Below are 24,557 nucleotides of genomic sequence, written 5' to 3'. Positions count from 1 at the left end.
TGTGTCGGGTGTCGCCGCGATCGCGGCGACACCCGACCGAGGACATTGCCCGGGTGTGCGCCGGGCAGTGGCCGCGAGCGAAGGGAGCCGGTCTTGGCTCGAGCCGCACCCCCGTCGGCCATCGACACCGCCCGTTTCGAGGTGCTCTACCGCGCGCATTACCGGGATCTGCTCGGCTACGCGTTGCGCCGCAGCGACCCGCCGGAGAACGCGGCCGATGTCGTCGCGGAGACCTTTCTGGTGGCCTGGCGGCGCATCGACAACATTCCATTTGGCGAGGCCCGGCTCTGGTTGTTCGGCGTGGCGCGCAAGGTGATGGCCAATCAGTACCGGGCGGACCGGCGGCGCGAAGAGCTCGCCGTCCGGCTTCGGCAGGAACTCGCACTGGTGGAGATCGCCCCGCCCGACGTCCCGGCAGAGGTCGCCGCGGCGTTCGACAGCCTGCCCGAAGCGGACCGAGAGATGCTGCGGCTGGTCGCGTGGGAAGGGCTGTCCGCCGATGAGCTCGCCGTCGTGCTCGACTGCACGGCCAACGCGGCTCGCATCCGTCTGCACCGCGCGCGGCGCCGGTTCACCGAGCTGCTGCGTACGCCGGTGCACAACTCATGATCGAAGGAGTCAGCAGTGAGTGACCTCGACGAGCGGCAGGACCATCTGGTCCGGCTGCTTGCCCCCCGATACCAGGTTCCGCAGTCGGTCGGGGAGCCGACCGGACCGGTCGCGCAAAGCCTCCTGGCGGGCATCATGCGTACCGCCCCGACAGAGGAGGTGCCGTCGGCGGTGCGCCGTCGGCCGCTGTTCACGTGGCGTCGGCTGGCGTTCGGCGTACCAGTCGCCGCTGCCCTGGCGGCGGTGGCCCTCGCGGTCACCGCGGCCCTGCCCCCCTCGGGCCCGGGTGGGCCGACCGCGGCGCAGGCCGGCGCGCTGGAGATCGCCCAGCAGGACGGTTATGTCGTGGTGAAGATCCTCGACCCGGTCGCCGACCCGCAGCGGTACCGCGCGGAGCTGGCCAAGCACGGCCTCGACATCGAGCTGACGCTCGCGCCCGCCGAGCCGGACCAGGTCGGCAAGATCATCTTCCTGGAGGTCGGCGACTCGGGCGCGGGCCCGAAGCTCGAGGTGGTGGAGGCCCCGGGGCGTTGCGCGGCCAACGGCAACTGCGCCGTGGGCCTGCGGGTTCCGACGAATTTCCCCTCGTACGCGCACATCGTGATCGGGCGTACGCCGAGGCCTGGTGAGCAGGTCACCGGAGATGCTCCCGTGCTCAGTCAGGCGGAGAAGGATCGGCTGCGTGCCCTCGTCGGCAAGACCGTCGCCGAGGCGCGTACGGCGTTGGCCGCGCTCGGAATCACCATCGAATACCGGGTGGGCGGGGACTCGCACGCCGCCACCGCCGATCAGGTCCCTGGCACCTGGGTGGTGTTCGATGTGGCCCCGCTGACCACGCACAGTGTCGCGCTGTGGTCGTCGCCGACCGGAACCCCGCCCAGCCCGGCACCGGCGAGCATCGGCCAGTAGATCGCGGATTGCTGCCTCCCGCGCCGGGAGGCAGCAATCCTAATGATCTCGCCGGCGAACCTTACCGCCGGACCGGGACCTCGTTCGCGTCGATGGAAGCGCGATCGTCTTCGCTGAGCCCCGCGGCCGCCAGAATGCGTTGGACTATGGCGTTCTTGCCCGCGCCGTACTCGTAGATGTCCGCTGCTTCGGCACCTACGCGCTTCTTGACGTCGCCGTATTCGTCGCGAAGCTGCGGATCCGCCCGCAGGGCGTCGCGGACTGCCAGGTGGTTTCGCAGAGACAACGAGCCCTCGACGATCACGTAGGTGTTGGTCCTCGCCAGCCGCTGCGGTGCTTCGAACGCCCAGCGCTGTGGAATGCCCAGTTCGCCGAGCGGAGTGAAACCACGAGACACCAGGACGGCCGACGCCGCCGCGACGTGGTCTGCTTCGACGACGATGTCGCAGTCGATGACGGGCTTCGCGGCCAGGCCGGGAACCGAAGTGCTGCCGACATGCTCGATCGCGACGACCGGCACGCCCGCCGCGGACAACGCCGCCGCGTACTCCGAGCGCAACGTCTCGAACCGCTCCGCCCAGATCGGGTCATAGTCGACAACTTCGATCATGACGCGACTGTACCGTGCCCGTGTGGTGCGGCCGGGAGAGCCGCCAGCTTCGCGGCGTTGACCACGGACAGCAGCAGAAGGTCGGCCGCCAACGCCGGCACCGCGCCGAACTGGTTCAGGGTGAACTTGAAGACCTGGCCGACGATCAGGTCGATGTACAGTGCCAGGCCGAACCAGCGCAGCGCGGCGGCCCGGTCACGGCGTAGCTCGACGATGCCCATGATCCCCAACGCCGTCATCGCGAGCGTCACGAGGACTGCGACCACCGTCGGGCCGTCCTCACGGCGTTCACCGTCGATGACGACGCCGATCAGCAGGAACAACAGGGGCTGAGCGACGATCCAGCCCGCCACCGCGTACAGGGGCCAGCGCTGCCGCGCGAGCCGGTCGCGGGTCGTGCGTATCCAGTCGGTGGCCCCACGCCATGACCGGCGAGTGGTCTCCTCGCCCGCAGGCAAGACTTCCAGCAGGTGCAGCACCGCACGGTCCAGTTCACTCTCCGGTACGCCGACAGACCGGATCGCGTCCGCGCGCTGGCGTGCGGTCACGCCGAGAACCATCCCGCCCAAGGCAACGTCGACCGCGTCCGCGCGTCGCTGGTCGCGGGTCGGCGCTGCCCGACGCCGCCACCGGCGGTCAAGCAGCAGCAGAACCGCGAAGACCAGGTAGATGATGCTGGCGGCGGGCCGGTAGAAGTAGTCGTTGTCCTGAGTGAGGAACTTGCCGACCTCGTCGAGGAAGAGCCCGAAACCCACGCCGCCGACGACTGCGGCGGCGAACCGGGCGGAGCGTCCATAGAAGATGGTGGCCGCCCCCACTGCCACGGCCATCAGCAGACCGCCCCACAGCACGTGCGCGATGTGCAGGTTGCCCGAGCCGAGCTTCGGATAGCCGGTCATGCCTAGGTAGACGCGGATCAGCAAGACCGTGCCGATGCCGGCGAGGGCGAAGGCGCGCAGGTACCGTGTCGCGTCGCCGGCGCGTACTGCTCGCCATCGGGCCACCGCTTGACCAAGATCCAATGCCACGTGACCAGCATGTCCGACCTCGGCCGTGCGTACATCGGGAAGTACCCCGGATCACTTCCCCAGGGTTTGGCCTTAGGTATCGCGCGACACCGGCCTCACGCACCGCGCGTTCGGTAGCCGAGCCACGCTGGCGGAGCGAGTCGTCGACAGCTGGCCGGTCCGCTCGACCATGCCGGCGGATGCCGCCTGGGCGTACGAGCGGAACTACGGTGGGATCCGCAGCCAGATGGACGCCGACGTGACGGTTGAGGAGATTGAGCGCATCGCGGTAATGCTCCGCGGGCCGCAGGCGACCGACTGACCCACGCCGGTACTCGGGGCGGAAAGCAGTCCGGGACACCCGATGTAGGTATCAGGTGTCCCGGACGCAGGAAACAGGGACGGCGCGGAAGGCGTCTACTGCAGCACGGCGAGCGCCTTGGCCAAGGCCGGGTCCCGTCCGGCGGAGAGGTCGGCCGATGTCATCGGAGCCTGGTGGTCTGGCGCGACGCCGACCGTGTCGATGATTTCCCGGTTGGCCCCGAGTTCCCGCCGGCTGGGCAGGGTCAGTTCGCTGCCGTCGTCGAGCCGATACGGCAACGTCGGTCCGGAGACGAGACCCGCGGTACGCGTGCCGACGAGGGTCCCGAGGTGGAGGTCCTTGACGGTGCTGGCGAACGAGTCGCAGGCTGAGGCGCAAGTGCGGTCGGTCAGCACGGCCAGGGGAAGGTTCAGCAGCGGCACGGTCGCGTCGGCTTGGTTGGCGGTGCAGTGATCGCGTCCGTCGCACCAGTAGCTGATGGTCTTGCCGTGGACGAACGCTCCCAGCAGCCGGATCAGCTCTGCTCCGGCGCCACCTCCGTTGCCTCGCATGTCGAGGATGAGGCCGCGGAGAGTCGTCGTCTTGCGCAGTTCCGCGATGGCGGCCAGCGCCTCGTCGGCCACGCCCGGGTAGAAGCCCGGGATCGTGACCTGGGCGATGTCGCCTGGCTGCAGCCGAACGCCGACCTTCGGGGCTTGCTGCGGGTAGTCGACCGGGGTCACCGTCGTGGTGAAGGTCTTGCCCGTGGCGGGGCGCCGCAGCGCGAATTCGAGCGTCTGTCCGGTCGGTGGCGCGGTGAGCCAGCTCAGAACGCCGTCGGAGACGACTCCGTTGACGATCAGCGGGACCGAGTTCACGGAGATCAGCTCGTCGCCGGGCTTGATGCCGGAGCCGGCGGCGGCGCTGCCCGGGGCGATAGAGGTGACGAAGATCGGTGCCGTGATCGCCGGATCCGGCCCGTCGGGGCGTAGCCCCGAGAACTTCAGGCCGAGTAGGTTGCGCTGCTGTCCGCGCGACCATCGGGCGTGGTTGTCGGCGAGCGCCGACACCATTCCCTGCAGCGCTGCTCCGGCGATGGCTTGCTGGACAGCGGGGTCGTTCGCCAGCTTCGCGGCGATCTTGTCGTAGGCGCGACGGAAACGGGCCCAGTCCGCGTCCCGCTTGCCGGTCAGCGCCGGCGTCGTGGCCTGGGCCTGATCGAGGCCGCGGCGCTGCAGCTCCTGGGTAAGCGCGGCGAACGCGGGCACGAGCAGGGTCCGGTCGTCCAGTATCGGTCCGCGGTAGTAGTTGTCGAGGATGCAGTTGTACGCCTGACCGACGGTCGTGATCGTGGTCGGTGCGGCCGGGGCCGGTGTGCCGGGTTGCCCGATCGGGCCGGACGGGGCGAGACAGGAGCCCGGCCGGCCGGCCGGCTCAGCGGAGCTGGCTGGGCCGATCAGCACCGTCGCGAGACCGGCGGCGAGCGCCGTCGTGGTCGCCACACCGAGCGTGATCCGGAGTGTCTTGTTCATGCCGCCCACGTTCGCGGCCAGACCGTTGCAGCGGTGTGAACGTGCGAGTTAACGCCGGCGAAGCATCGCCCTTGATAGAGACGGCGCATGAGAATCCTGGTGGTCGAGGACGAGCCGATGCTCGCCGACCTGGTCGCGGAGGGACTGCGCCGGCAGGCGATGGCGGTGGACGTGGCGTACGACGGGTGGGAGGCGTCGCAGCGGATCGGCGTCAACGACTATGACGTCGTCGTGCTCGACCGCGACTTGCCAGGGGTCCACGGCGATGTGCTCTGCGCCGACCTGGTCCGCAGCGGCGCGCGTACGCGGATCTTGTTGCTGACCGCCGCCGCGTCGGTGGCCGAGCGCGTCGCCGGTCTCACCATCGGGGCGGATGACTATCTGCCCAAGCCGTTCGACTTCAGTGAGCTTGTGGCCAGGGTCAAGGCGTTGGGGCGGCGTAGTCAGGCGCCCGTTCCGCCGGTGTTGCGGCGTGCCGGGATCGTGCTGGACTCGTCGGTCCGCCAGGTGGTCCGCGACGGTCGTCACGTCACACTCTCGGTCAAGGAGTACGCCGTACTGGAAGTACTCATGCGGGCGAACGGCGCGATCGTCAGCGCGGAGACTCTGCTGGAGTCGGCGTGGGACGAGAACGTCGACCCGTTCACCACCGTGGTGCGGGTGATCGTTTCCCGGCTGCGGGCCAAGCTCGGCGACCCGCCCTGCATCCACACCGTCGCGGGTGTCGGGTACCACCTGTGAAGCGCCGTACCGTGCGGGTGCGGCTCACCGCCCTCTACAGCGGCCTGTCCCTGCTCACCTCGGTGGCGGTCCTGGTCGTCACCAACTTGCTGCTGAAACTGAAGCTGGAGAAGCGTTTCACGAACTATCGGCTCGACTTGACCACTGACGCAGCGGCCTCGCCGATCGGATCGGCTCCAGCGGCCGGACCTTCGATGCCTTCCGGCCGTGGTGACATCGGCTACCTGCCCGACACTGTGCTCGGATACCAGTGGAACATCGCCGGCGTCACGATCATCGTCCTGACGATCGTGACGGTCGTCGTGGGGTGGTGGCTCGCTGGTCGCGTACTGCGCCCGCTGCACCGCATCACGGCAACGGCCAGGAAGCTGTCGCTGTCCAACCTCAACGAACGCATTGCTCTGGCCGGGCCGCGTGATGAGCTCACAGAGCTGGCCGACACCTTCGACGGCATGCTCGAACGCCTGGAACGCTCGGTCGACAGCCAGCGCAGGTTCATCGCCAACGCGTCACACGAACTGCGTACGCCGCTGGCGATCCAGCGGGCGGCGATCGAGATCGGGCTGACCGACCCGTCGCCGGCCAGGCTGGCCCAGGTTCGCAGGCAACTGCTGGAGGTCAATCGCCGCAGCGAACGTCTGATCGGCAGCCTGCTGGTCCTCGCCCAGGGAGAAAACGGTCTCGAGACCACGGAACGGGTCAACCTCGCCGACCTGGTACGCCAGACCGTCGCCGAGACACCGGCTGGCAGCATCCTGATCCGGCAGAGCCTGCAGCCTGCCACCGTGATCGGCGATCCGATCCTGTTGCACCGGCTGCGGCCAACCTGCTCGACAACGCCGTCCGCTACAACAAGCCGGACGGTGTAGTGGACATACACCTCACGCACACCACCCGCCTGACGATACGCAACACCGGCCCGCAGATACCCGAGAGCCGCTTCGGGGAACTGTTCGAACCGTTCCGCAGGCTGCACGCACCACGAACCGGCCCAGCCGACGGCGTAGGGCTCGGACTGTCCATCGTGGCCGCTATCGCACGCGCACACGGCGCCGAGATCTCCGGGCGGCCCGTTCCCGACGGCGGCCTGGAGCTGACGGTTCAGTTCCTCCATGTCGAAGACGTGCCGTGACTTCATGCAGAACCGCGGTTTCGCCGCCGTCGATGAAACGCTCGACCTGGTTCGCGGACATACCCGCCTCCATGACCTCATCCCAGGTCGTCAGCGTAGATCGATCTGGACTCCGTCCTCGGTGAGGTGTCGGACCAGGTCGTCGAAGGTGACAGCGGGCAGCCAGCTCTTCCTGTCGTAGCCGCGAACCAGGTGGCTACGGGCTACGTCGGAGTGATGCCAGACGAGCCGAAAGCCCGGAGTCGCGCCGCCGTCCCCGGTCGCCGCGTTCTCATGGAGCCAGAACAGGTCGCCGCCGAACCAACCGCCGGGACCGTTGATCGCCTCGCCGATCGCGCAGAAGAACCCGTCGTAGTCGGTGACGTGGCGTCCGTTCAGCTGGTACACCGTGCCTGCGGGCTTGTCCTCGGCGCGACGACGGTGCACCGCGGCGGCACGCACCCACAGATAGCGGTCGCTGCGATCAAGCATCGCCCAAAGGTTCGGCTTCGCCGGGCGGCCGGCCCGCCACATGTCCCACAGCGGGCGTTCGTTGGCGGCCAACGGCTCGGGAATCTGGGCGTTCAGCATGATGTCGACGAGGCCGCCACCGAGGGCGGAGGGACGCGTGGCCACGATGTCGCCGAACACGCGTTGTCCCCACCCCATCGTGTGTGCCGTGCCGTCGACGCTGACGTGGGCCAGCTCCGCTGTGACCGGCCCGTCAAGCTCGGAACGGCAGCCGAGCAAGGTCAGTTCCGGACCCGGTGGCCAGGTTTCGGTGCGGTCATGAAACAGGCCGGTGATGTCGCGGCATTCGCCCGCCGGTGTGTCTTCGCCACGCCCGTCGCTTGTCCAGATGGTCAGTCGATAGCCGAAGACGTCAGGTGCGATGGTGCCATTGCGATTGTTCTCGCTTTCGCGGCGATGACCCTCGAGGTCGATATCCAGGCGGCCCGATCCGTTAGCGGCGGACCGGTGGCCGACGACGCGGACGTCGAGCAGTTCCTCCAAGGTCTCATAGCACTCGCGGCAGCTGTCCTCACACCGTTCGGCCACCGGCCGACCGTCAACGTGGGCGCCCTGGACGAGGAAATTGCCGAACCAGGTCGAACCGGTGCCCTCGATCGCGGCAAGGAGTGGACCGGACGGTGTGCAGCTCGCCAGTGTGTAACGCTCATACGTGGGCTCCACCGGGAATACACGGTCGACGAACAGGCCATCGACGTCCGTGCAGTCGGTGAGGGTAGCGCCGGTCTTGGTGTCCAGCAGGCGCCAGCGCAGGGGGATAGGCATGTCAGGCTGTACTTGCGATCGTCCAGTCGTTGGAACGTCTGGAGTCGGGTCGCCCGCTGGGTGGTAGATCACCGGTCGAGTATCAGAAAGCCGGTAGCCCAGCACCAGCAGATATCGGCTTTGGTGGGGGAGCGGTGAGCACCGACATCTACGGATACATCGAAGTTCGTGATCCCTTGGCGGATCAGGACTGGTTCGATTGGGAGCCATGGTCGGTGGCATGCCCGCTGCATCCGCTGCTCGCGCAGAATGACTACGACGCCTTCGCATGTCTGTTCGGCGTACGCAACTATGCGGGCTGGCGGCCGGTGGCCGCGGGCCGAGGAATCCCGCCGGACGCGTCGACGCAGGTACGCGAGGAATTCGCCGGGTTCCTCGATGATGAGAGCGGCGCGACTTGGGTTGCCTGGTCGGAGTTGAACGGTCTCGACATGACCGTCGGCCCGGACGGCGTACCCGGCCGGCTGACCCTCACCGAAGGTGGCCACGAAATGAGCTGGCCTCGGCGTGACAGGTGGCCGGCCGAGATCCTCGACCGATTCGGGTTACTGCCGTGGGGCCCGACACCGGGTGAGACTTTCGGCGTGATTCAGACCGACGGCGCGACTTTGGCGTATCAGCCGCTCACGCGAGCAAAGGTCTTGGGCCCTGGTTCCGGATGGGAGCACGTTTTCGCAGTGATGCGCGCCTTGGCCGGCCGCTTTGGCGCGGACGGCGTTCGTCTGGTCGTGCACTTCGACTGACCTGCCTGTTCACGCCAGCCGCGCCACGATGTCGATCCACGATTGCAGCTAAGGCGCCGTCGTCACACATCGGCAGCGTCCACCGGGAAATTCCATCCCCTCGGCAACTCGCGGTCGCAGACCTGGCACACATACACCTCGTCTTTGACCAGGTTGCGTTGATGGCAGCCGGCGCAGTGCCGGAAGACGATCTCGTCAGTGAACCGGCCGGGATGGACGAGGCCGACCCGGTCGAGCGCCGACTCCACGGCAGTCTAGGAGTCGAGGTGGGGCAGTACCCGGTGGACAGGTTGCTGACCTGCTCCACCTGCCAGGACCTGATGAAGCAGAAGCCGATTTCGCCCGCTGCCAGGACGTCCTCGCCCTGGGCGCACGCGACGTGCTCTGATCGGCGCGGAGCGAGCCGCAACCATCGGAACGGAGGCATTGCCGACCGACCGGGTCTGGGTCTGCTCCTCGCGGCGGATCACGTCTTCCGGCAATCGTTCCACCTATGCCTACGACCGGATGTGGGTTTGGATGCCGTCGAGGATTCTGGCGAGCCCGAACTCGAAGCCGTCGAGCGAGGGCTCCTCCGCGAGGAACGTGGGGTCCTGTACGACGTCCGCGACGGCGTTGAGGTTGCGGGCACGCAGTTGGCTGTTCAGGAATGCGCGTACGGCGTTTGTCGCCCGTTGATGGTCAGGGTTGCTGCGGCGTAGCTGCGCCGGTGTCGGCGTGTTGCGTCGTAGGCCGGCGCCGTATCGGGCATGGCTGTCGAGGAGATACGCGCAGTTCAGCATCTCCGGTGCGGGCATGCCGGTCGGTTGGAGCACGGTGATGAGCGAGTCCAGCCAGGCCGCGTTGTGCGGGGTCAGCGGAACGGTCGCCGGCACGTCCAGGAGCCAGGGACGCGACAGGAAGTGTTCGAACAGCATGCGCGCCCACAGTTCCGCTGCCGCACGCCAGTCGCCGTCCGGCAGTTCGGGCGGGTCGCCCCAGGCGCGATCGGCCAGCAGGACGATGAGTTCTTCTTTGGAGCTGACGTATCGGTAGAGGGCGTTGGCGGTGACGCCGATCCGGGCGGCGACCCTGGGCAGCGAGGCCGCCGCGATGCCTTCCTCGTCGGCCAGCTCCAGTGCGACCGCGATGATCTCCTCGACGCTGTGGGCCGGCTTGGGCCCGCGACGTCCCCCGGTATCGACGACTCCCCAGGCGGCGGCGAGACCGGGCGGCAGCGCGTCGAGATCGGCGTCCCCGATTTGTGCGCGATCCGGCGGTAGGTCGCGCATTGGAGTCTTGCGTGGGGTCATGGCCGGCATCCTCTCGACGGTCTGGAAGAAATTGTAGACGGCTTGCACAGTTGTTGGTACTGTGCAAGCCATGAACACTTCATCCCTTACACAGATTCAGCTCCCGGGGGCGGCCCGTCGCTGGATCGGCCTGGCCGCCATCCTCGGCGCCGTTTTTGCGATGGCTGAACTGCCGCTCTACTTCGTGGAGCCCGCCTGTGACCCCGCTGTCTGCGGCGTCGAGACCGGCAGCCTCATGTCGGACAACCTGATCCTCACGCGAACCCTCTTCAACTTCCTCGCGCTCACGCTGTTCCTGGTCTTCATGACCGGCATCCGGTTCCTGATCACCCGAGCGGACGCCAGATACGAATGGTTCGGCGCGGTGGCCGGCACCGCCGGCGTGGCGTGGACGATCATCGACATGGCCGCCAAGGGGCTCGAAGGCGGCACGGCGATCAAGACCACCGAGTTGATCGATCCGACCCGAACCGTGCCGACATACCTCCTCTACGGTTCCATCACCCACCTGGTGCTGGTCGTCTTCGGCCTCGCCTTCGGATACGCGGTGCTGCGCTCCCGTGCGCTTGCTCCGTGGGTCGGCTGGTCGTCCTTCGCCATCGCCGTCCTTCACCTGGCCGCGGTGCCGTCGATGTACTTCGGTTTCAACTCGTCAGAGTTCTACGCGGCCAACGGCTGGGGCGCAGTGGCGATGTTCAACGGCACCACCGCCATCTGGCTGGCCGCCGTCGGCGTCGCCGCGCTCAGGAACAGGACGTCGCCGGCGTCGGCGCTCGCCTAGCGCGACCGGCCGAGGGCCACGCCGGTGGCGTGCTGCTGACGCCGGGTTCCGGCAAGCTCGGGGCGGACGCTGAACCGTAGGATCGGGGCCCAGTCGATTCCGGCTGGGTCCCGACCGTCGGTAGAACTCTCTCGCTGATTGGACACACGACCAGATCCAAGGTCGCTCTCAGCGGGCGGCCGCCACACTGAGCTCATGAGTACTGCGACACGGCACCACTTCGGCGTGACCCCCGGCGGTTCGGAGGTCGGCCGTTGGCGGCTGGACAACGGGCGCGGCGTGACGGCCGACATCCTGACCTACGGCGCCACTCTGCACGGCTTCGCGATCGACGGCGCGCCGCTTGTCTTGGCCCTGCCCGATCTGGCCGCGTACGCCGGGCGCCACCCCTATCTGGGCGCAGTAGTCGGCCGGTACGCCAATCGCATCGCTCATGGCCGATTCGAGCTCGACGGCGCGGCGTACGCGTTGGCGGCGAACGAGGGTGACACCACCCTCCACGGCGGCCCGGATGGTTTCGATCGTCGTATCTGGGCGGATGAGGCGCTGGACGGCGGGGCAGTGCGACTGACGTTGATCAGCCCAGACGGCGACCAGGGGTTCCCCGGTACGCTCACCGCCTCGGTCACCTATTCGCTGGACGAGCACGGCGTCCTGAGCCTCGACTACGAGGCGCGGACGGATCTGCCGACCGTGGTGAACCTGACCAACCACGCGTACTTCAACCTGGCCGGTTCCGATTCCGTTCTCGGTCACGAGCTTTGGGTGGACGCGGATGCGTACCTGCCCATCGACGAGGCGGCCATTCCGTTCGGCCCGTCCATCTCGGTCGCCGGTACGCCTTTCGACCTGCGCGTACCGCGGCGTATCGGCGATGCGCTCAAAGCTGACGACGCGCAGCTGGCGGTGGCAGGCGGGTTCGACCACTGTTGGCTGCTGCCCACGACCGGCCGGCAGCCCCGGCGTGCCGCCCGGCTGGCCGATCCGGTCAGCGGTCGCTGGCTGGAAGTATGGACAACCGAGCCTGGCGTCCAGGTCTACACCGGAAATCGGCTCGACGGGGATCCCTATCCGCAGTATGCCGGGATCTGCCTGGAGACGCAGCGGCTGCCGAACTCGCCCAACGAACCCGCGTATCCGAGCTCAACGCTGCGGCCTGGTGAGGTCTACCGCAGCCGGACGGAGCTGCGGGTCGGTTAGCGTCGGATGGATTCGTCGAGGGCGTGTTCGGAAAGTGTCGTAGATGGTCGGGAGGCTGGAGGCCGACCGTACATAATGGACCGCCGAGTCGTCGAGCTGCCTGACTCCAGCCCTTTCGTCGGGCTTCCGTGACCACGCACAGTTGACCGCCGGGATCATTTGAGTGATTGCCGTGTAGACAAAGGCGGATCAACATGCGACGCTTCCTGTCGGCCGAAATTGGGGGGTGCCCGGGGCGAGCCTCGGGGCAGGTGACGTTTATCCCGGCACACCGGCAAGCCCTTCACAGTGGCCCGGTGTGTGAGGTGTTGCCCGCTCCCGCGTCGCCCCAGTGTGGATACGTATCTTCCGCTCGACGGCGGGAGTCGATAGGGGAGACATCGCATGACGGACACGACGGGTAACGGGCAACTCACCGAGTTCGGGTATAGACAGGAGCTACGCCGCGGCGTGGGCCTGGCCGACCTCGTCTTCTACGGTCTCATCTTCATGGTGCCGATCGCGCCCTTCGCGATCTTCGGCCAGGTCTTCCAGGTCTCCAACGGTATGCCTGTCCTGGCGTACGCGGTGGGTCTGGTGGCCTTGCTGTTCACGGCGGCCAGTTACGCCCAGATGGTCAAGGCGTTCCCCCTGTCGGGCAGCGTCTACAACTACGCGGGCCGCGGGATCGGAGCGCCGGTCGGTTTCATCACCGGCTGGGCGATCCTGCTCGACTACATCCTGGTTCCGGGCCTGCTCTATCTGATCGCCTCGCTGACCATGAACGCGGCGATCCCCGAGGTGCCGTTCTGGGCGTGGCTGATCATCTTCGTCGGTGCCAACACGCTCATCAACCTGCGCGGCATCAAGATGACGGCCAACTTCACGAAGATCATGATCATCGCGGAGCTGATCGTGCTGGTCCTGTTCCTCGGCGTCGGCATCACCGCCCTGGTGCAGGGCAAGGGACATGGCTTCAGCTGGGATCCGGTCTTCTCGTCGTCGGCGTTCACCTGGGGCGTCCTCGGCGCTGCCGTTTCCGTGGCGGTGCTGTCGTTCCTCGGCTTCGACGGCATCGCCATGCTCGTCGAGGAGTCGCGTGGCGGCTCGACCGACGTGGCCCGGGCGATGCGCTGGGCGCTCGGCCTGGCCGGTCTGCTGTTCATCGCGCAGGTCTGGGTGGCGGCGTTGCTCGTGCAAGACCCGGCGGGCCTGATCACCAACGGCGACCCCGACGGTGTCGCGTTCTATGACGCGGCCGGTGTGGCCGGCGGCAACTGGCTGGCGAAGACCACCCTCATCGCGACGGGTATCGCGTGGGGCATCGCGGACACCCTTGTGGCCCAGGTGGCCATTTCCCGGCTCCTGTATGCCATGGGCCGCGACAAGCAGCTTCCGACGTTCCTGGCCCGGATCTCGCCTAAGCGCGCCGTGCCGTCGAACGCCATCATCACGGTCGCTGTCATCTCCCTGGCGCTGGTGTTCTACATGCACAGCCGAGAAGACGGCGGCATCGCCCTCATGAGCGGCATGATCAATATGGGGGCCATGGTCGCCTTCGTCATCCTGCATCTGAGCGTGATCGTCCACTACGTCGTCAAGAAGCGCTCCGGCAACTTGTGGGGCCACCTGGTGGTCCCGCTGATCGGCGCCGGCATCCTGATCTACGTCATCATCAACGCCAACATCCTGGCCCAGTGGGTCGGCGGCGTCTGGATCCTTCTTGGCCTGCTGATCCTGGGCGGCCTTTACGCCGTGGGCAACCGCCCGACGCTGGAAGGTCTCGCCACGGACCGCGAGACGGCCACCCCGGAGAGCGCGAACGTATGAGTGAGTTCATCAAGTACCACCCCGCGCCCGACGAGCTGGGCTACACGCTCGGCGGGCGCGGCCCGGTGGCGAGCGTACGCCCCGGCGACGTCCTGCAGGTCTACACCGAAGACTGCTTCGGCGGTCTGGTGCAGTCCAGCAAGGATCTGCCGTCGCAGGTATGCGAGTTGCCGTTCGTCAACCCCGTGACAGGCCCCTTCCATGTGGAGGGCGCCCGCCCGGGCGACACCCTGGCGCTGCACTTCGTCTCCCTGGTGCCGGCCCGGTCCTACGGCGTGTCCGCGACGTTCCCCCACTTCGGGGCGCTGACCGGCAGCCACCAGACGGCGACGCTGCATCCGGCTCTGGAGGAGCGCGTCTGGGTGTACGACATCGACATCGACAGGGGCGTCGTCCGTTACCGGGCGACCGCCAGCGACCATACGGTCGAGCTGCCGTTGGACCCCATGCACGGCACGGTCGGCGTGGCACCCGGCGGTTTCGAGGCGCGCTCATCGATCACGTGCGACGCGCACGGCGGCAACCTGGACACCCCGGAAATTCGGGCCGGTGTCACGCTCTACTTCGGAGTCAACGTCGACGGCGCGCTGTTCGCGCTCGGTGACGGCCACGCGCGGCAGGGCGAGGGGGAAGTCTGCGGCGTCGCGGTCGAAACGGCGATGAACACCACGATGATCGTCGACCTGATCCCTGGCGTCTACACCGCTTGGCCACGGATCGAGACCGATACGCACATCGCTTCGATCGGCGTCACGCGGCCGTTGGAGGACGCGTACCGGATCGCTCACGTCGACATGACGGAGTGGATCGGCCGGCTGACCGGCCTCGAGCAGCTGGACGCGTACCAGCTGCTGTCGCAGGCGGGCACCAGCCCAGCCGGCAACGTGGTCGACCCGAACTACACGATGTTGGCCAAGGTGGCCAAACAGTGGCTGCCGGGCCGCGCGGAGGCGTACGACGGGATTCACGACCGTCTGCGCGCGGCCGCCGCGGCCATGACGTTCTGAAGTAATGCGATGAGAGGGGGCTGGCTGTGGAGCGGCTGACGCTACGCGATGAGCTGTATTTGCTCGCACATGACGATCGGGGCGCGCCCGGTATCCATGCCGGCTCCCTCAGCATCGGGCTGGCCGGAGCCGCTCTGATCGATCTGGTGCTGTCGCGCCGGATGGCCCTTGAGCACGGCCGTCTCATGCGGAGGGACGCGGCCCGGACCAACGACGCCATCGGTGACTGGATCATCGCGCAGTTGTCCACCAGGAACACGGTGCGTGAGCTGCGTTGGTGGATCACGAGCATCGCCAGCGACATCTACGACCGCACCACCGGTGGCCTGTATGCCAAGGGCATCATCACCAAGACGGTGCAGCGCAAGCTGCTCGGCTCGAAGGTGATCTACATGCCGGTCGACGACGCCGTCGTCGGCCCCATCCGGGCGATGGCCTGGTACGCGCTGCAGGGCCGGGAACGTCCGGATGAGCAAGGCGCCGCGTTGTGCAGCCTCATCGGCGTACTACGGCTGGAGGACTCGCTCATCGTGAGCCTGCCGCCGGCCGAGCTGCGGGCGGCGCTGCGCAAGATGCAGGGCTACCACACGCCGGCGGTCCAGGAAATCATCGCGGCCGTCGAGGCGCTCATCGGCGAGGCCGCCATGGCGGTCTACCGATAGCCAGTCCGCCTGTCGCCGCAGCCGTCCTGCGGATCAGCCAGGTCACCTCCTAGCGCGATTTCGGGGCGATCGGTGCGATGCCCGCCTCACCCCCGCGCGGCTGCCGGCGCCGTCACATTCCGGCGGCGTGCCAGCAGGTCCTCGGCGACCAGCAGCCCGGCCGGGATGAAGCCGAGCAGGAAGCCGCTGGGACCGACGAGCAGCGCGCACCCGGCCGCCCAGCCGCCGAGTGCCCAGCCCACGTAAACCGGTGCGCGCTCGCCGCGCCGCCCGAGCCTCGCCACCAGAAGGCCGGACAGGATCAACGGAACGACGAAGCCCCCCGGCAGCGCCCAGAACACCGACAGAGACGCGTCACCGGCATCGCCCGAGCGCAGCCCGCCGGTGAGCCACTCGGCCCAGTAGGGATGCGGCAGGAACACTGCGGAGTGCAGGACGCCGATGGCTGCCATCGACCATCCAGCCGAGACCGTCAACTTCTTCTTGATCATGCTTCCAGCCTGCGCCTTCTGCATGGGTCCGCGCCTCCCCCGCGAGAGCGGCCGCCTTCCCCTACAGGAGGGAGCCCGTGCGCCGGTTCCGGTCGCCGCGGTGGGTTAGAGCAGGTAATAGCCGTATTCGACGACACGTCTCGTGCCGTGCTGCTTGAGCAGGGCACGGAACCGCTCCGCGTCTCCGGGGACCGTGTCGACCAACTCCAGCTTCCGGAGCATCGACCGCCAGTGTGCGTCGTCCTCGTGGGCTGCCTTCCACGCCAGTGACAGCCCGATGCGATCGCGGTCGAACGTGCGGGTCAGGGCGGGAACGAAGGCGGGCCACCGGCAGATGATCTCGGCGAGGGTCATGGCGTCGCAGGCGGCCTGCGAGGTGCTGAGCGCATCCGGCGGCAGCAGCTTACGGAGCAGCCGCATGTAGAAGCCCCACAGGGTCAGCAGGCGCTTGGTCTCGCGCATCGACTGGCTCGGCCGCATGCGCATCAGGTCCTGGAGGTGGGCCTGCACGACGGGGTCGCCTTCGAGGTAGCGCTCATGGCTCCCGGTCGGTTGCCGGCTGGGGACCGTTGGCGGCGGTGTCGTGTCCGGGTCGGTCGTGCCATTGGCCGCCGATGGGGTGCCGACCGGTGTCGCAGGTGCGGAAGGTGCTTGGCCTGGGCTGCTTGGTGTCGGCCGGCTACCGGGCTCCTTGGCTGAGCCGGTAGTGCGCTGGCCTGGCGTGTGCGCGTGCAACAGCCGATACGTGTGCGACGACTGGGTCGCCGGCAGGATCACCGACAACTGGGACACCCGGCGCAGGTGGGCCCAGCCGATGTCGGAGCGGGCGCGCCGCCGATACGGGTCCGGCTCCTCCTTGTCGCCGTCGGGGCTGCGATAGGCGTCGGCCAGCCGGGCGGACACGACGAGCGGATCGAGTCCGAGGACGAACTGCCGCATCCCGGTGCCACCCGACGACCCGTTGCCGGTCGCCCGGTCCTGCCCGGCGGAGAGGAATCCGATGATCGCCTCGAACACCTCGGAGGTCGTGCGGACAGCGCATCGGTCCAAGTCGTCGATGAAGATCACCAGATGCAGCCCACGGTCGATCAGGTGACCTACGGTCCGGTACGCGTCGTCCTGCGTCCAGTACAGCTGCCCGGCGTCGCCTTGGTAGGCCGCGTTCAGCACCGCGAGCCGCCCCGAGTGACTGCCCGGCGGCAGCGGCCTGCTCAGCATTTCCGCCGGCAGGTAGGAGATGGCCCGGCCCATGGTGAAGCGCGCGACGGACCAGCCCAGCATGGCGGCGAAGACGGCGGCCGCGGCGACGAACCAGTAGCCGCTGATCGGTGCGCCCGGCCCGGCCGGGGTCCGGCCGGACAGCAGGTTGACGGCGACGCCGGTGACGATCGGCAGCGCGAGGACTTTGCCGGCGACCGTCAGGGGCCGGAACGTGGCGCGATAGAGGCGTCGCCGCAGCGCCTCCCGGTCGATTCGGTCGAGGTTGCGCCGCAGCCAGTAGCGCTGCCTTCCGGCGCGGGTGGCGGCCACCCAATCGGAGAGCTGTTCGATCATGGTGCCCGCGAGCCCCGACCAGACCTGCGGCGCGGACTGGTGGGTCCACGGGTTGAACCACACGGTCACGGTCCGCCGGTCAGGCTCGTCAACCTTCTGCGACTGCGAGTCATGAAACGACGATCGCAGCATGGCTGCTGCGGCGCGTGGCGTCAGGTCAGGATCGGGGTCGCGCCACAGGTTTCGCCATGACCGCCTGCCGTCCGGCGTCGGCGTGGGCGGCTGCTGGTGTTCGGTCAGCCTGCGCTGGACGTCGCGCATGAAGGAGGTCTTCCCCTCGCCCCACCGCCCTTCGACCGTGATGACCTGCGGGCCGACCGTTCCGTGCAGGGCGAACGACGTGTCGTCGGGACGCATGATCTCGATCAGCGTGTCGGCGACGTCTTCACGGTCGAGCAGGTCCGACGTCGCGGGCCGGTCCGCGAATCCCCGCAGCAGCAACCCCATCCGGTCGGGCACCAGGTCCAGCTTCTCCAGCCGCCAGGAGCGCACCGCACCGTCGTCGCCGCCGCTGATCAGCTCGACCTGAGGACGGCGGAAGGACTGCGTCACGGCGCGTACCCAATTGGTGTGGGCCGCGCGGTCGGACAACAGCGAGTCGTCGCGCAGCGGCTCCCACAGCTTCAGCCGGCCGTCCGCGCCGCCGCTGGCGAGCAGCCACTGCCCGTCCGCGTCGACCGCGGTCAGCGCGCTGACCTGGCCGCGATGGGCATGCTCGATCTCGCGCAGCAGGGTCCACTGAGCCGGCGGCAAGGGTTCGGCGTCGACGGCGTCCGGGTCGGTCGTCTGCCAGACCCGGATGCAGCCGTCATCGGTACCCGCGGCGAGCAGCCGGCCCTCGGCTGACGGCCACGCGGCCAGCGCGCGAGCCTGTGCTGGAAGGGTCAGCCCGGGCAGTTCGAGCGGCGAATCGTGGTCGGTGAGGTCCCAGGCCGCGAGATGTCCGTCGCTGTGCGTGGCCACGATCATCGGAGATCCGGTCCCGGGCGCGCCGGCCATGGCCACCGCCCGCACGAGGGTCTGCTCGCGCCCGTGGGCGGCCAGGATGCCAATCCTGTCCACGGCCTCGATCCAGTCATCGTCCGCGGCGGCCGGCGCGTGCCAGATCGAGACCTTGCCCTGGCCGCCGCCGGCCACGAGGTGCCAATGTTCGCCGACTTGGTACGCCGTGAGCGCGCGGATGCGGCCGTGGCCGCTTTTCCACGGGCCAGACCGCGGCGTGCCGTCCAGACCCCAGATACGCAGATAGCCGCGCTCGTCGCCGGAGGCGAACCTGTTCTCCCCGATCAGGGTGAGTGCCTGTACCTGCGACAGCCGGCCCTGTTCGTCGTAATGGGCACGTTCCACGCCTGGCTTGGTCTCGTGGCCGTTGAGCCGCCACAGTCCGACCAGGCCGTCGTCGGACGCGGCCGCGACCTTCGCCCGGAATCCGTCCGGCTGGCGTCGCAACGGGATGACGGCGTTGACCCAGCCGGCGTGCCGGCCCTCGCCTGCGGTGAATCGGCCAGGTCGTTGCTGCCACAACGCGATGTTGCCGGATTCGTCGCCGGCCGCCAGCAGGGTCGTGCCGTCACCGGCCAGGATTTTGGCCAGCGCGTTGATCCGGCCCGGCAGCTGCTCCGGCAGGGTGGTGGAGCGTGCTGTCGCGGGACTCCAGATCACCACTTTCCGTCCCACGGCTGCCGCGAGACCGGCCTGACCGTGCGGCCCGGGCACCGCGACCATCGCCTTGATGTCCTGCCCGATCCCGAACCGTCGGCCGACTTGGCGGCCGGTCGCCGGGTCCCACAGCTGAATGCCGTGCTCGCAGGCGCTGGCGAGCTGGGAGTTGCCCTTGCCGTCGTAGATGACCGCCAGGGAGCGGTTGTCGCCTTCCCCGAAGTCGATCCGCCGGGCGGCTGGGTCCTCGCTGCGCAGATCCCACACGCTGATGCCGGCGTCGTGCGCGACAGCGAGCCAGCCCTCCTGGCGCAGCACCTTCATCGCCTGAACCCGGGCCAGCTGGTCGACCTCAAGCGACAGCCGCAGGTCGCCGGACGGCCAGTTCCACACGAAGACCTTGCCGGCCTTGGTCCCGGCGGCAACCATGCTCCCTCGTGGACCGAGCAGGGCGTCGACGCACACGGGTCGCTCGTCGCCGGGCGTACGGCACGGCGGCATCAGCTCACCGGTCGCGGGGTCGGCGATCGTCACCAGGTCACTACCGCCGACCATCGCCAGGAACGGCCACCCCTCCGACCGGGGCAGGTACGCGAGCTGGTAAACCGGGATGCTCCCGCCCCCGGCGGAGTTCAGGGAACGCTGCAGGTTCCCGTTCTTGTCATAGAGGTGTACGCCATCCGACGCCTCCACCACCGCGAGCAGTTCCCCGCCTTCGGCCTGACGGACGAAGTCCATGGCGAGGATGCTGCTCCCGCCGGGGCCGAATGTCCTGACGTGCTCGAACTGGTTCACCGAGCGACCTCCGCGCCTCGTACGCACACCGAGCGTGAGCGAACGATAACCACAGTGGTAAGCCGCAGGATCGCCAATCCAGACCGAACCCGCCACCCGGCGGTGCGGCGCGCCATGCCGAACGCGTACCACTCGTGAACCAGACGGTGAATCCACACACGACGTACAGCGAGGCCGACGGTCCAAAACGGACCTATCGTGGTGCTGTCCCGGGCGACGAGCCAAGCCGAGCCGTCGCCCTGCGAGCCGAAATAGAACGCATGCGCCTCGCCGAACTCCGCGCTCAACCGTTCAACGTCTGCTGAACCTCCATGCCGCTCTCATCGAACGCGTCGCAGCGATCGTGCCATCGTGCCCGCTTGCTGCTGGGGTGAGGGGCGTCCCGCCCACGGTCGACGCCCGCCAACAAGCCCAACGCGCTGAAGACTTCGCGGTCATCGCCGCCCGGACGGGTACCGGACGGCGACGACGTGCGAGAGCTTCGGTCAGCCGCGCCACCATTTCTGGTTGGCGCCGCCGGTGCAGTCCCATTGCTGTAGCGGCGTACCGGTGCCACCCCAGCCGGTGACGTCGACGCACTTGTTGGCCTGCGGATTGACCAGGTCGTTAGCGCCGGTGAGGACGAATTGTTGGGCCGGGTTGCCGCTGCAGTACGCGATCTGGATGGCCGCTCCGGCGGCGGTCGATCCCCACGCGACGTCCATGCACAGGTTGTTGACGGTGCGGATCGTGCCGTCGCCGGGGAACGTCCAGTTCTGCGCGTTGGTGCCGTTGCAGTCCCAGAGCTGCAGGCGTTGGCCGTCGGCGAAGTTCGAGTTCGGCACGTCGATGCACTTGTTCTGCCAGCCGATGATGCGGCTGGTGCCGCCGCCGGTCGTGGTCAGGCTCAGCCCGTACGCGCCGAGGATCTCGTTGACAGGCTGGAACACCGTGGTGCCTCCGGTGGTGCAGTTGCCACCGGCGCCGGAGGTGACGCCCTGTGCCTGGTTGCCTGACATCCAGGAGCCGCCCGAGTCGCCGGGTTCGGCGCAGGCATTGGTCTGGGTGAGCCCGTAGACGAGCGAGCCGGAGTAGTTCACTGTCACGTTCTTGGCCTGCACCGTTCCGCACCGCCAGCCGGTGGTGCGTCCGGACCGGCAGATCGAGCTGCCGACGGGTGCTTCGGCTGAGCCGGCGACGGCGACGTTGCCGCCGGCGTAGTCGTTGACCCACGGACGTGGGGTCCAACTGCTGTTGGTGCGGACCCACGCGTAGTCGTTTCCGGGGAACGAGGAACCGGCGAACGTGCCCTGGGCGACGTTGTTGTAGCCCCAGGTCGGGTTGCCGGAGGTGCCGCAGTGCCCGGCGGTGACGAAGCCGCCGTTGTTCACGGAGAAGCCGATCGAGCACAGGGTGGTGCCGTTGATGTTGTACTGGTCGCCGCCGCGGATGTCGTAGACGGGCTGGAACGGCCGGGTGCCGGTGTCCAGGCGGACCGCGTCGCCGGTGAGATGGGCGGCGTCGGCCAGCCGTCGCCCGGATGACGTGCTCGCGGCGGCGATGACGACTTGGTTGGCGGTCGGGTCGACGTACCAGGCGTACACGTCCTTCGTGGCGGTGTTGGCCACGGCGTCGAGTTTCTTCTTCGCCTCGGCCAGGTGCTGTTCGGTGCGGGCGACGGTGACCGGTTTCGCTCCAGCCACCTGGACGAGGGCGGCGTCGGCGGACGTGAGGACGCCGACAGCGAGTTGGGCGTCGTCGGCGGAGTACCACGCGCCGCCGAAGCGGTCGCCCAGAGCCGCCCGTACGCGGGGTTCGACGGCCATGGCGGCTGCTTCGTGGGCCTGGCGGATGCGGGCCTGGGTTGGCGTCAGGTGTAGGTCCCGTTGCAGGGCCTGCTGGAGGGCGGTCGATGGCTGCGGTCCGGTCGGGCGTGCTTGAGCAGGGGCGGGAAAGGTTGACGCTGCGGCGAGGGCGATTGCGCTGGCCGTTGCTACGAGTCTCACGATTGGTCCTAGGGGTTGGGGACGAGGACGTGAGAGCGCTCTCTTGCAGGACACTTTACAGTTACATGTCTGGATGTTCAACGAGTCGGTGCCGCCTGGCGTCACTTCGAACGGGTTGCGGAACCCGGGAAGGCATCGGCACCGGTCCAGGTTGCCTGCCTGTCACGTAAGTGGGGGACCCGAACTTTGACGCCGTCTCCTAGAGTTCGCGGCACCACGAACGAGCGGAGGTGCGGCTTGCCGATTCAGGTCGTGCTTATGATCGTCGTGTTCTTCGGAATCGGAACGCTTGTCCTCCTCACGCCGGTCAGCAGCCGCGCGGTGAAAGACTTCGAGGCGCGTCATCAGGTGAACCTGACGCCGGCTGGGCATGAGCGGCTCACGGCGCACTTGAACGCACGTCGCCGGACGCGCACGATCGGTGTGCTCGCGGCGGGCGCGGCCAGCCTTGCCGTCACAGCCACCTCGCACGGTATCCAGCTCAACCTGATCATGCTGATGGCCGGCTGGTTCGCCGGAGCAGTCGCTGCCGAATTCCGGCAGCGCCACCGCACCAGGCCTAAAGACGTGCAAGGGTCGTCGGCCAGCCGGCTGCCGCTGCCGGTCGCCCTCATTGGTGTGGCCCTCGCGTACGCGGTGTCTGCGGTGATGCTGCGGAGCGAGGGCACCAACGTCGCGGTCATCCTCCGCTGGGCGGTGGCGGCCCTAGCTGCCTGTGCGGTGTCGCTCGCTGCCACGGCCTTCGTCACAGGCCGAGGACTGCGCGATCTCGATCATCCCGACAGCGAGCTGGGACCGGCGACCTCGGCTAGCGCCGTCCGCGGCCTGACCGCCGGCGGAGCATTGCTCACCGTGCTGTGCCTGGCGAAGCTGTGGGAGAACGCCGTTCCCGGGCCCTATGACCAGACACGCTTCCCCCAGCTGGCTACCCTGGCGATTCTGCTCTTGGCCTTCGTCGTGCTCTCGTCCAACAACTTGAAACGCCCTGCTGTCCGTGTCGGTCTGGCCGCGATGTTGATCGTCGTCCCGCTGGCCTGGGCGATACCGGTCCGGCTGGCCCAATCGCCGCCCTTCCAGGCGGACCAGGTCCATGCGGTGGCGACCCTCCGGCTCGTCACACTCGACCGCCTTGCCGAAGCGGCGTCCGATCTCGGCTTGACCGGACGGCTGCAGCCCCAGCCGACCACAGCGTCCATGTCGGAACTCGTCGGCCGGCTCGACATCGACCGGCCCGCCCACGACGGCGACTACTACATGCTCCTCGGCATCGACCGCCGCACCGGCAGACCTGTCGAGTACCTGTACGGGCCGGACGGCGCCGAATGGTACGGCGGCTGGAGCACTGTGCTGTCCCGCCGCTACCCGTGGCTGTCCAGCGTCGCGCCGATCCAGACCGGTGGTGGCTACATGGACACCGTGATGGGGGTATGGCTCGGCAGCGCCGAAGCCAAGCCGCTGTGGTTCAGCACCCCGATCGCCGACAACGGCACGTACTCGGTCGCAGATCTGCAGCTGGTGATCTTCCTCGTCCGCAACGACGACGGATACATCTACTGGGCGCGTCCCGTTCAGACCATCGCCGGATAGCAATGCGTCCCCAGTTATGACCTGGTCCCGGTCATGTGCGCCGCCCTTAGATCTGGGGTTTCCTGCGGCCGGCGCGATCCAACTGCGCTCGGAGTCCCGCACGGCAAAGGACTATGGTGCCGTTCTGCGCCGCCTACGCTGGCGCCGGGCGAGGCGTACGCGTTGAGGGCCTTTCCGCCGGCTTTCGTCGCTGCGGTCGACTCAGCGCTGCAGGCGTACGAGCAGGAGATCGCAGGTCTGGAATCGCGGACGGATGAGGCGGTGTGCGGCGTTGAGGAAGCTGCTGGCGAATGGCGTGAATGGTGACCACCGGGCGGCCGAAAGCCAGGTCGAGTTCTTGGCCGGCCGATGCTGCTTGAGTAGGGTCGTGCGGTGACCTTGAGTGTCGACCCGGCTGAGCGTCAGCAGCGCGAATCCGAATGTTCGTGCTGTAACGCCGCGATCGAACGCACGTGGAATTACGTCTATCGCGACGGAACTGTGTGGGCTGTCTATTTCGCCAACTGCTACCACCACAAGGACCAACCACATGACGCATGGTTCGACGTTGTCATGGGCACGTGGGGCGATGACAGGGCCAGCGACCATGTGACGTTCGGATGCCGGGTGGGTCCGGTGGAGAACAGCGCCTTTCCGGCAGCGACGCTGGTGGATGCGCTGAGCGGGTTCACTCCGGCCGCCGTGCATGGCATCGTGCTGACGCGTGAACAGGGCCTGGAGCACCCGTGGCTGACGCAGTTCTGGGAGATCGTGGATCTCGTCCTGGAGAAGGACCCCACGGTCCGAGGTCATTTGTATTCGGTCTGACACGAGATCGCCGTGAGCGACGTGCCGCCGGTGCAGGTGATGTGCTTGGAACGGCAGCTCGACGCAGGC

Annotated in this window: 22 protein-coding genes; 13 read left to right on the top strand and 9 right to left on the bottom strand. The window is 68.1% G+C overall.

The window, feature by feature from the left end:
* The first annotated feature begins 93 nt into the window (after positions 1 to 93).
* Entirely contained in the window at positions 94 to 609 is a 516-nt protein-coding gene (locus AB0H43_RS36860) for a sigma-70 family RNA polymerase sigma factor (RefSeq protein WP_360007675.1), read from the top strand.
* A 15-nt stretch (positions 610 to 624) separates the two neighbouring features.
* Positions 625 to 1,518, top strand: a complete 894-nt coding sequence (locus tag AB0H43_RS36855) for a hypothetical protein (RefSeq protein ID WP_360007672.1) — start codon at positions 625 to 627, stop codon at positions 1,516 to 1,518.
* Positions 1,519 to 1,579: 61 nt separating this feature from the next.
* Here AB0H43_RS36855 and AB0H43_RS36850 read toward each other — a convergent pair whose 3' ends face one another.
* The 3 genes from AB0H43_RS36850 to AB0H43_RS36840 all read right to left on the bottom strand — a co-directional run bounded on the left by AB0H43_RS36850 (position 1,580) and on the right by AB0H43_RS36840 (position 4,968).
* Entirely contained in the window at positions 1,580 to 2,128 is a 549-nt protein-coding gene (locus tag AB0H43_RS36850) for a GrpB family protein (protein WP_360007669.1), read from the bottom strand.
* Positions 2,125 to 3,156, bottom strand: a complete 1,032-nt coding sequence (locus AB0H43_RS36845; RefSeq protein ID WP_360007667.1) for a hypothetical protein — start codon at positions 3,154 to 3,156, stop codon at positions 2,125 to 2,127. The genes AB0H43_RS36850 and AB0H43_RS36845 overlap by 4 nt, the downstream gene beginning before the upstream one ends.
* A 396-nt stretch (positions 3,157 to 3,552) precedes the next feature.
* Positions 3,553 to 4,968 carry a S41 family peptidase gene (locus tag AB0H43_RS36840; RefSeq protein WP_360007664.1) on the bottom strand — a complete coding sequence of 472 codons (1,416 nt, stop codon included), beginning with the start codon at positions 4,966 to 4,968 and terminating at the stop codon, positions 3,553 to 3,555.
* A gap of 87 nt (positions 4,969 to 5,055) precedes the next feature.
* Between AB0H43_RS36840 and AB0H43_RS36835 the strand changes: the two genes are divergently transcribed.
* Genes AB0H43_RS36835 through AB0H43_RS36825 form a run of 3 tightly spaced genes read left to right on the top strand, consistent with a single transcriptional unit; the run spans position 5,056 to position 6,841 of the window.
* Positions 5,056 to 5,709, top strand: coding sequence for a response regulator transcription factor (locus AB0H43_RS36835; RefSeq protein WP_360007661.1), 654 nt, complete (start codon positions 5,056 to 5,058; stop codon positions 5,707 to 5,709).
* Entirely contained in the window at positions 5,706 to 6,578 is an 873-nt protein-coding gene (locus AB0H43_RS36830; protein ID WP_360007659.1) for a HAMP domain-containing protein, read from the top strand. Before AB0H43_RS36835 ends, AB0H43_RS36830 begins: the two co-directional genes overlap by 4 nt.
* Positions 6,578 to 6,841 carry an ATP-binding protein gene (locus AB0H43_RS36825; protein ID WP_360007656.1) on the top strand — a complete coding sequence of 88 codons (264 nt, stop codon included), beginning with the start codon at positions 6,578 to 6,580 and terminating at the stop codon, positions 6,839 to 6,841. The genes AB0H43_RS36830 and AB0H43_RS36825 overlap by 1 nt, the downstream gene beginning before the upstream one ends.
* 90 nt (positions 6,842 to 6,931) lie before the next feature.
* Here the strand turns inward: AB0H43_RS36825 and AB0H43_RS36820 are convergent, their stop codons facing one another.
* Positions 6,932 to 8,188 (bottom strand): hypothetical protein, encoded by a 1,257-nt coding sequence (locus AB0H43_RS36820; protein ID WP_360007653.1) that lies wholly within the window; start codon positions 8,186 to 8,188, stop codon positions 6,932 to 6,934.
* 62 nt (positions 8,189 to 8,250) lie between these two features.
* Here AB0H43_RS36820 and AB0H43_RS36815 point away from each other — a divergent pair, with 62 nt between their 5' ends.
* Complete coding sequence (locus AB0H43_RS36815; RefSeq protein ID WP_360007650.1) at positions 8,251 to 8,859, top strand: hypothetical protein; 609 nt, start codon at positions 8,251 to 8,253, stop codon at positions 8,857 to 8,859.
* Positions 8,860 to 8,921: 62 nt separating this feature from the next.
* Here AB0H43_RS36815 and AB0H43_RS36810 read toward each other — a convergent pair whose 3' ends face one another.
* Together AB0H43_RS36810 and AB0H43_RS36805 are read right to left on the bottom strand one after the other, a co-directional pair.
* Positions 8,922 to 9,107, bottom strand: coding sequence for a hypothetical protein (locus AB0H43_RS36810; RefSeq protein ID WP_360007648.1), 186 nt, complete (start codon positions 9,105 to 9,107; stop codon positions 8,922 to 8,924).
* Positions 9,108 to 9,356: 249 nt separating this feature from the next.
* Entirely contained in the window at positions 9,357 to 10,151 is a 795-nt protein-coding gene (locus AB0H43_RS36805; RefSeq protein WP_360007646.1) for a TetR/AcrR family transcriptional regulator, read from the bottom strand.
* Between the two features lie 70 nt (positions 10,152 to 10,221).
* On the opposite strand from AB0H43_RS36805, the gene AB0H43_RS36800 reads away from it, so the two are divergent.
* The 5 genes from AB0H43_RS36800 to AB0H43_RS36780 all read left to right on the top strand — a co-directional run bounded on the left by AB0H43_RS36800 (position 10,222) and on the right by AB0H43_RS36780 (position 15,610).
* Entirely contained in the window at positions 10,222 to 10,932 is a 711-nt protein-coding gene (locus tag AB0H43_RS36800) for a hypothetical protein (RefSeq protein WP_360007643.1), read from the top strand.
* 195 nt (positions 10,933 to 11,127) lie between these two features.
* Positions 11,128 to 12,132, top strand: a complete 1,005-nt coding sequence (locus tag AB0H43_RS36795; protein WP_360007641.1) for an aldose epimerase family protein — start codon at positions 11,128 to 11,130, stop codon at positions 12,130 to 12,132.
* 384 nt (positions 12,133 to 12,516) lie between these two features.
* Positions 12,517 to 13,941: an APC family permease gene (locus AB0H43_RS36790; RefSeq protein ID WP_360007639.1), complete on the top strand. Its 1,425-nt coding sequence runs from the start codon at positions 12,517 to 12,519 to the stop codon at positions 13,939 to 13,941.
* Positions 13,938 to 14,948, top strand: a complete 1,011-nt coding sequence (locus tag AB0H43_RS36785; RefSeq protein ID WP_360007636.1) for an acetamidase/formamidase family protein — start codon at positions 13,938 to 13,940, stop codon at positions 14,946 to 14,948. The genes AB0H43_RS36790 and AB0H43_RS36785 overlap by 4 nt, the downstream gene beginning before the upstream one ends.
* Before the next feature lie 26 nt (positions 14,949 to 14,974).
* Entirely contained in the window at positions 14,975 to 15,610 is a 636-nt protein-coding gene (locus AB0H43_RS36780) for a GPP34 family phosphoprotein (RefSeq protein WP_360007633.1), read from the top strand.
* A gap of 86 nt (positions 15,611 to 15,696) precedes the next feature.
* Here AB0H43_RS36780 and AB0H43_RS36775 read toward each other — a convergent pair whose 3' ends face one another.
* The 3 genes from AB0H43_RS36775 to AB0H43_RS36765 form a co-directional block, all read right to left on the bottom strand.
* Entirely contained in the window at positions 15,697 to 16,101 is a 405-nt protein-coding gene (locus AB0H43_RS36775) for a DUF6463 family protein (protein ID WP_360007630.1), read from the bottom strand.
* A 105-nt stretch (positions 16,102 to 16,206) separates the two neighbouring features.
* Positions 16,207 to 20,052, bottom strand: coding sequence for a WD40 repeat domain-containing protein (locus AB0H43_RS36770; RefSeq protein WP_360007627.1), 3,846 nt, complete (start codon positions 20,050 to 20,052; stop codon positions 16,207 to 16,209).
* Between the two features lie 542 nt (positions 20,053 to 20,594).
* Positions 20,595 to 21,914, bottom strand: a complete 1,320-nt coding sequence (locus tag AB0H43_RS36765; protein ID WP_360007624.1) for a ricin-type beta-trefoil lectin domain protein — start codon at positions 21,912 to 21,914, stop codon at positions 20,595 to 20,597.
* Positions 21,915 to 22,361: 447 nt separating this feature from the next.
* Between AB0H43_RS36765 and AB0H43_RS36760 the strand changes: the two genes are divergently transcribed.
* On the top strand, positions 22,362 to 23,681 hold the full coding sequence (locus tag AB0H43_RS36760) for a hypothetical protein (protein ID WP_360007621.1): 1,320 nt from the start codon (positions 22,362 to 22,364) through the stop codon (positions 23,679 to 23,681).
* Positions 23,682 to 24,053: 372 nt separating this feature from the next.
* Positions 24,054 to 24,488 (top strand): hypothetical protein, encoded by a 435-nt coding sequence (locus AB0H43_RS36755; protein WP_360007618.1) that lies wholly within the window; start codon positions 24,054 to 24,056, stop codon positions 24,486 to 24,488.
* The last annotated feature ends 69 nt before the right edge of the window (positions 24,489 to 24,557 follow it).

The sequence above is a fragment of the Hamadaea sp. NPDC050747 genome (assembly GCF_040654195.1).
In the GTDB taxonomy this organism is placed as follows: Bacteria; Actinomycetota; Actinomycetes; order Mycobacteriales; family Micromonosporaceae; genus Hamadaea.
Note: the sequence above shows the minus strand (reverse complement) of the source record. Positions and strands in the feature narration are given on the sequence as shown.

What these genes read in the sequence shown, in the direction of transcription:
- AB0H43_RS36770 (WP_360007627.1), bottom strand. Translation starts at nt 20,052, where the DNA reads ATGGACTTCGTCCGTCAGGCCGAAGGCGGGGAACTGCTCGCGGTGGTG.
- AB0H43_RS36840 (WP_360007664.1), bottom strand. Translation starts at nt 4,968, where the DNA reads ATGAACAAGACACTCCGGATCACGCTCGGTGTGGCGACCACGACGGCG.
- AB0H43_RS36795 (WP_360007641.1), top strand. Translation starts at nt 11,128, where the DNA reads ATGAGTACTGCGACACGGCACCACTTCGGCGTGACCCCCGGCGGTTCG.
- AB0H43_RS36835 (WP_360007661.1), top strand. Translation starts at nt 5,056, where the DNA reads ATGAGAATCCTGGTGGTCGAGGACGAGCCGATGCTCGCCGACCTGGTC.
- AB0H43_RS36790 (WP_360007639.1), top strand. Translation starts at nt 12,517, where the DNA reads ATGACGGACACGACGGGTAACGGGCAACTCACCGAGTTCGGGTATAGA.
- AB0H43_RS36800 (WP_360007643.1), top strand. Translation starts at nt 10,222, where the DNA reads ATGAACACTTCATCCCTTACACAGATTCAGCTCCCGGGGGCGGCCCGT.
- AB0H43_RS36850 (WP_360007669.1), bottom strand. Translation starts at nt 2,128, where the DNA reads ATGATCGAAGTTGTCGACTATGACCCGATCTGGGCGGAGCGGTTCGAG.
- AB0H43_RS36775 (WP_360007630.1), bottom strand. Translation starts at nt 16,101, where the DNA reads ATGATCAAGAAGAAGTTGACGGTCTCGGCTGGATGGTCGATGGCAGCC.
- AB0H43_RS36765 (WP_360007624.1), bottom strand. Translation starts at nt 21,914, where the DNA reads ATGGCCGTCGAACCCCGCGTACGGGCGGCTCTGGGCGACCGCTTCGGC.
- AB0H43_RS36805 (WP_360007646.1), bottom strand. Translation starts at nt 10,151, where the DNA reads ATGACCCCACGCAAGACTCCAATGCGCGACCTACCGCCGGATCGCGCA.
- AB0H43_RS36785 (WP_360007636.1), top strand. Translation starts at nt 13,938, where the DNA reads ATGAGTGAGTTCATCAAGTACCACCCCGCGCCCGACGAGCTGGGCTAC.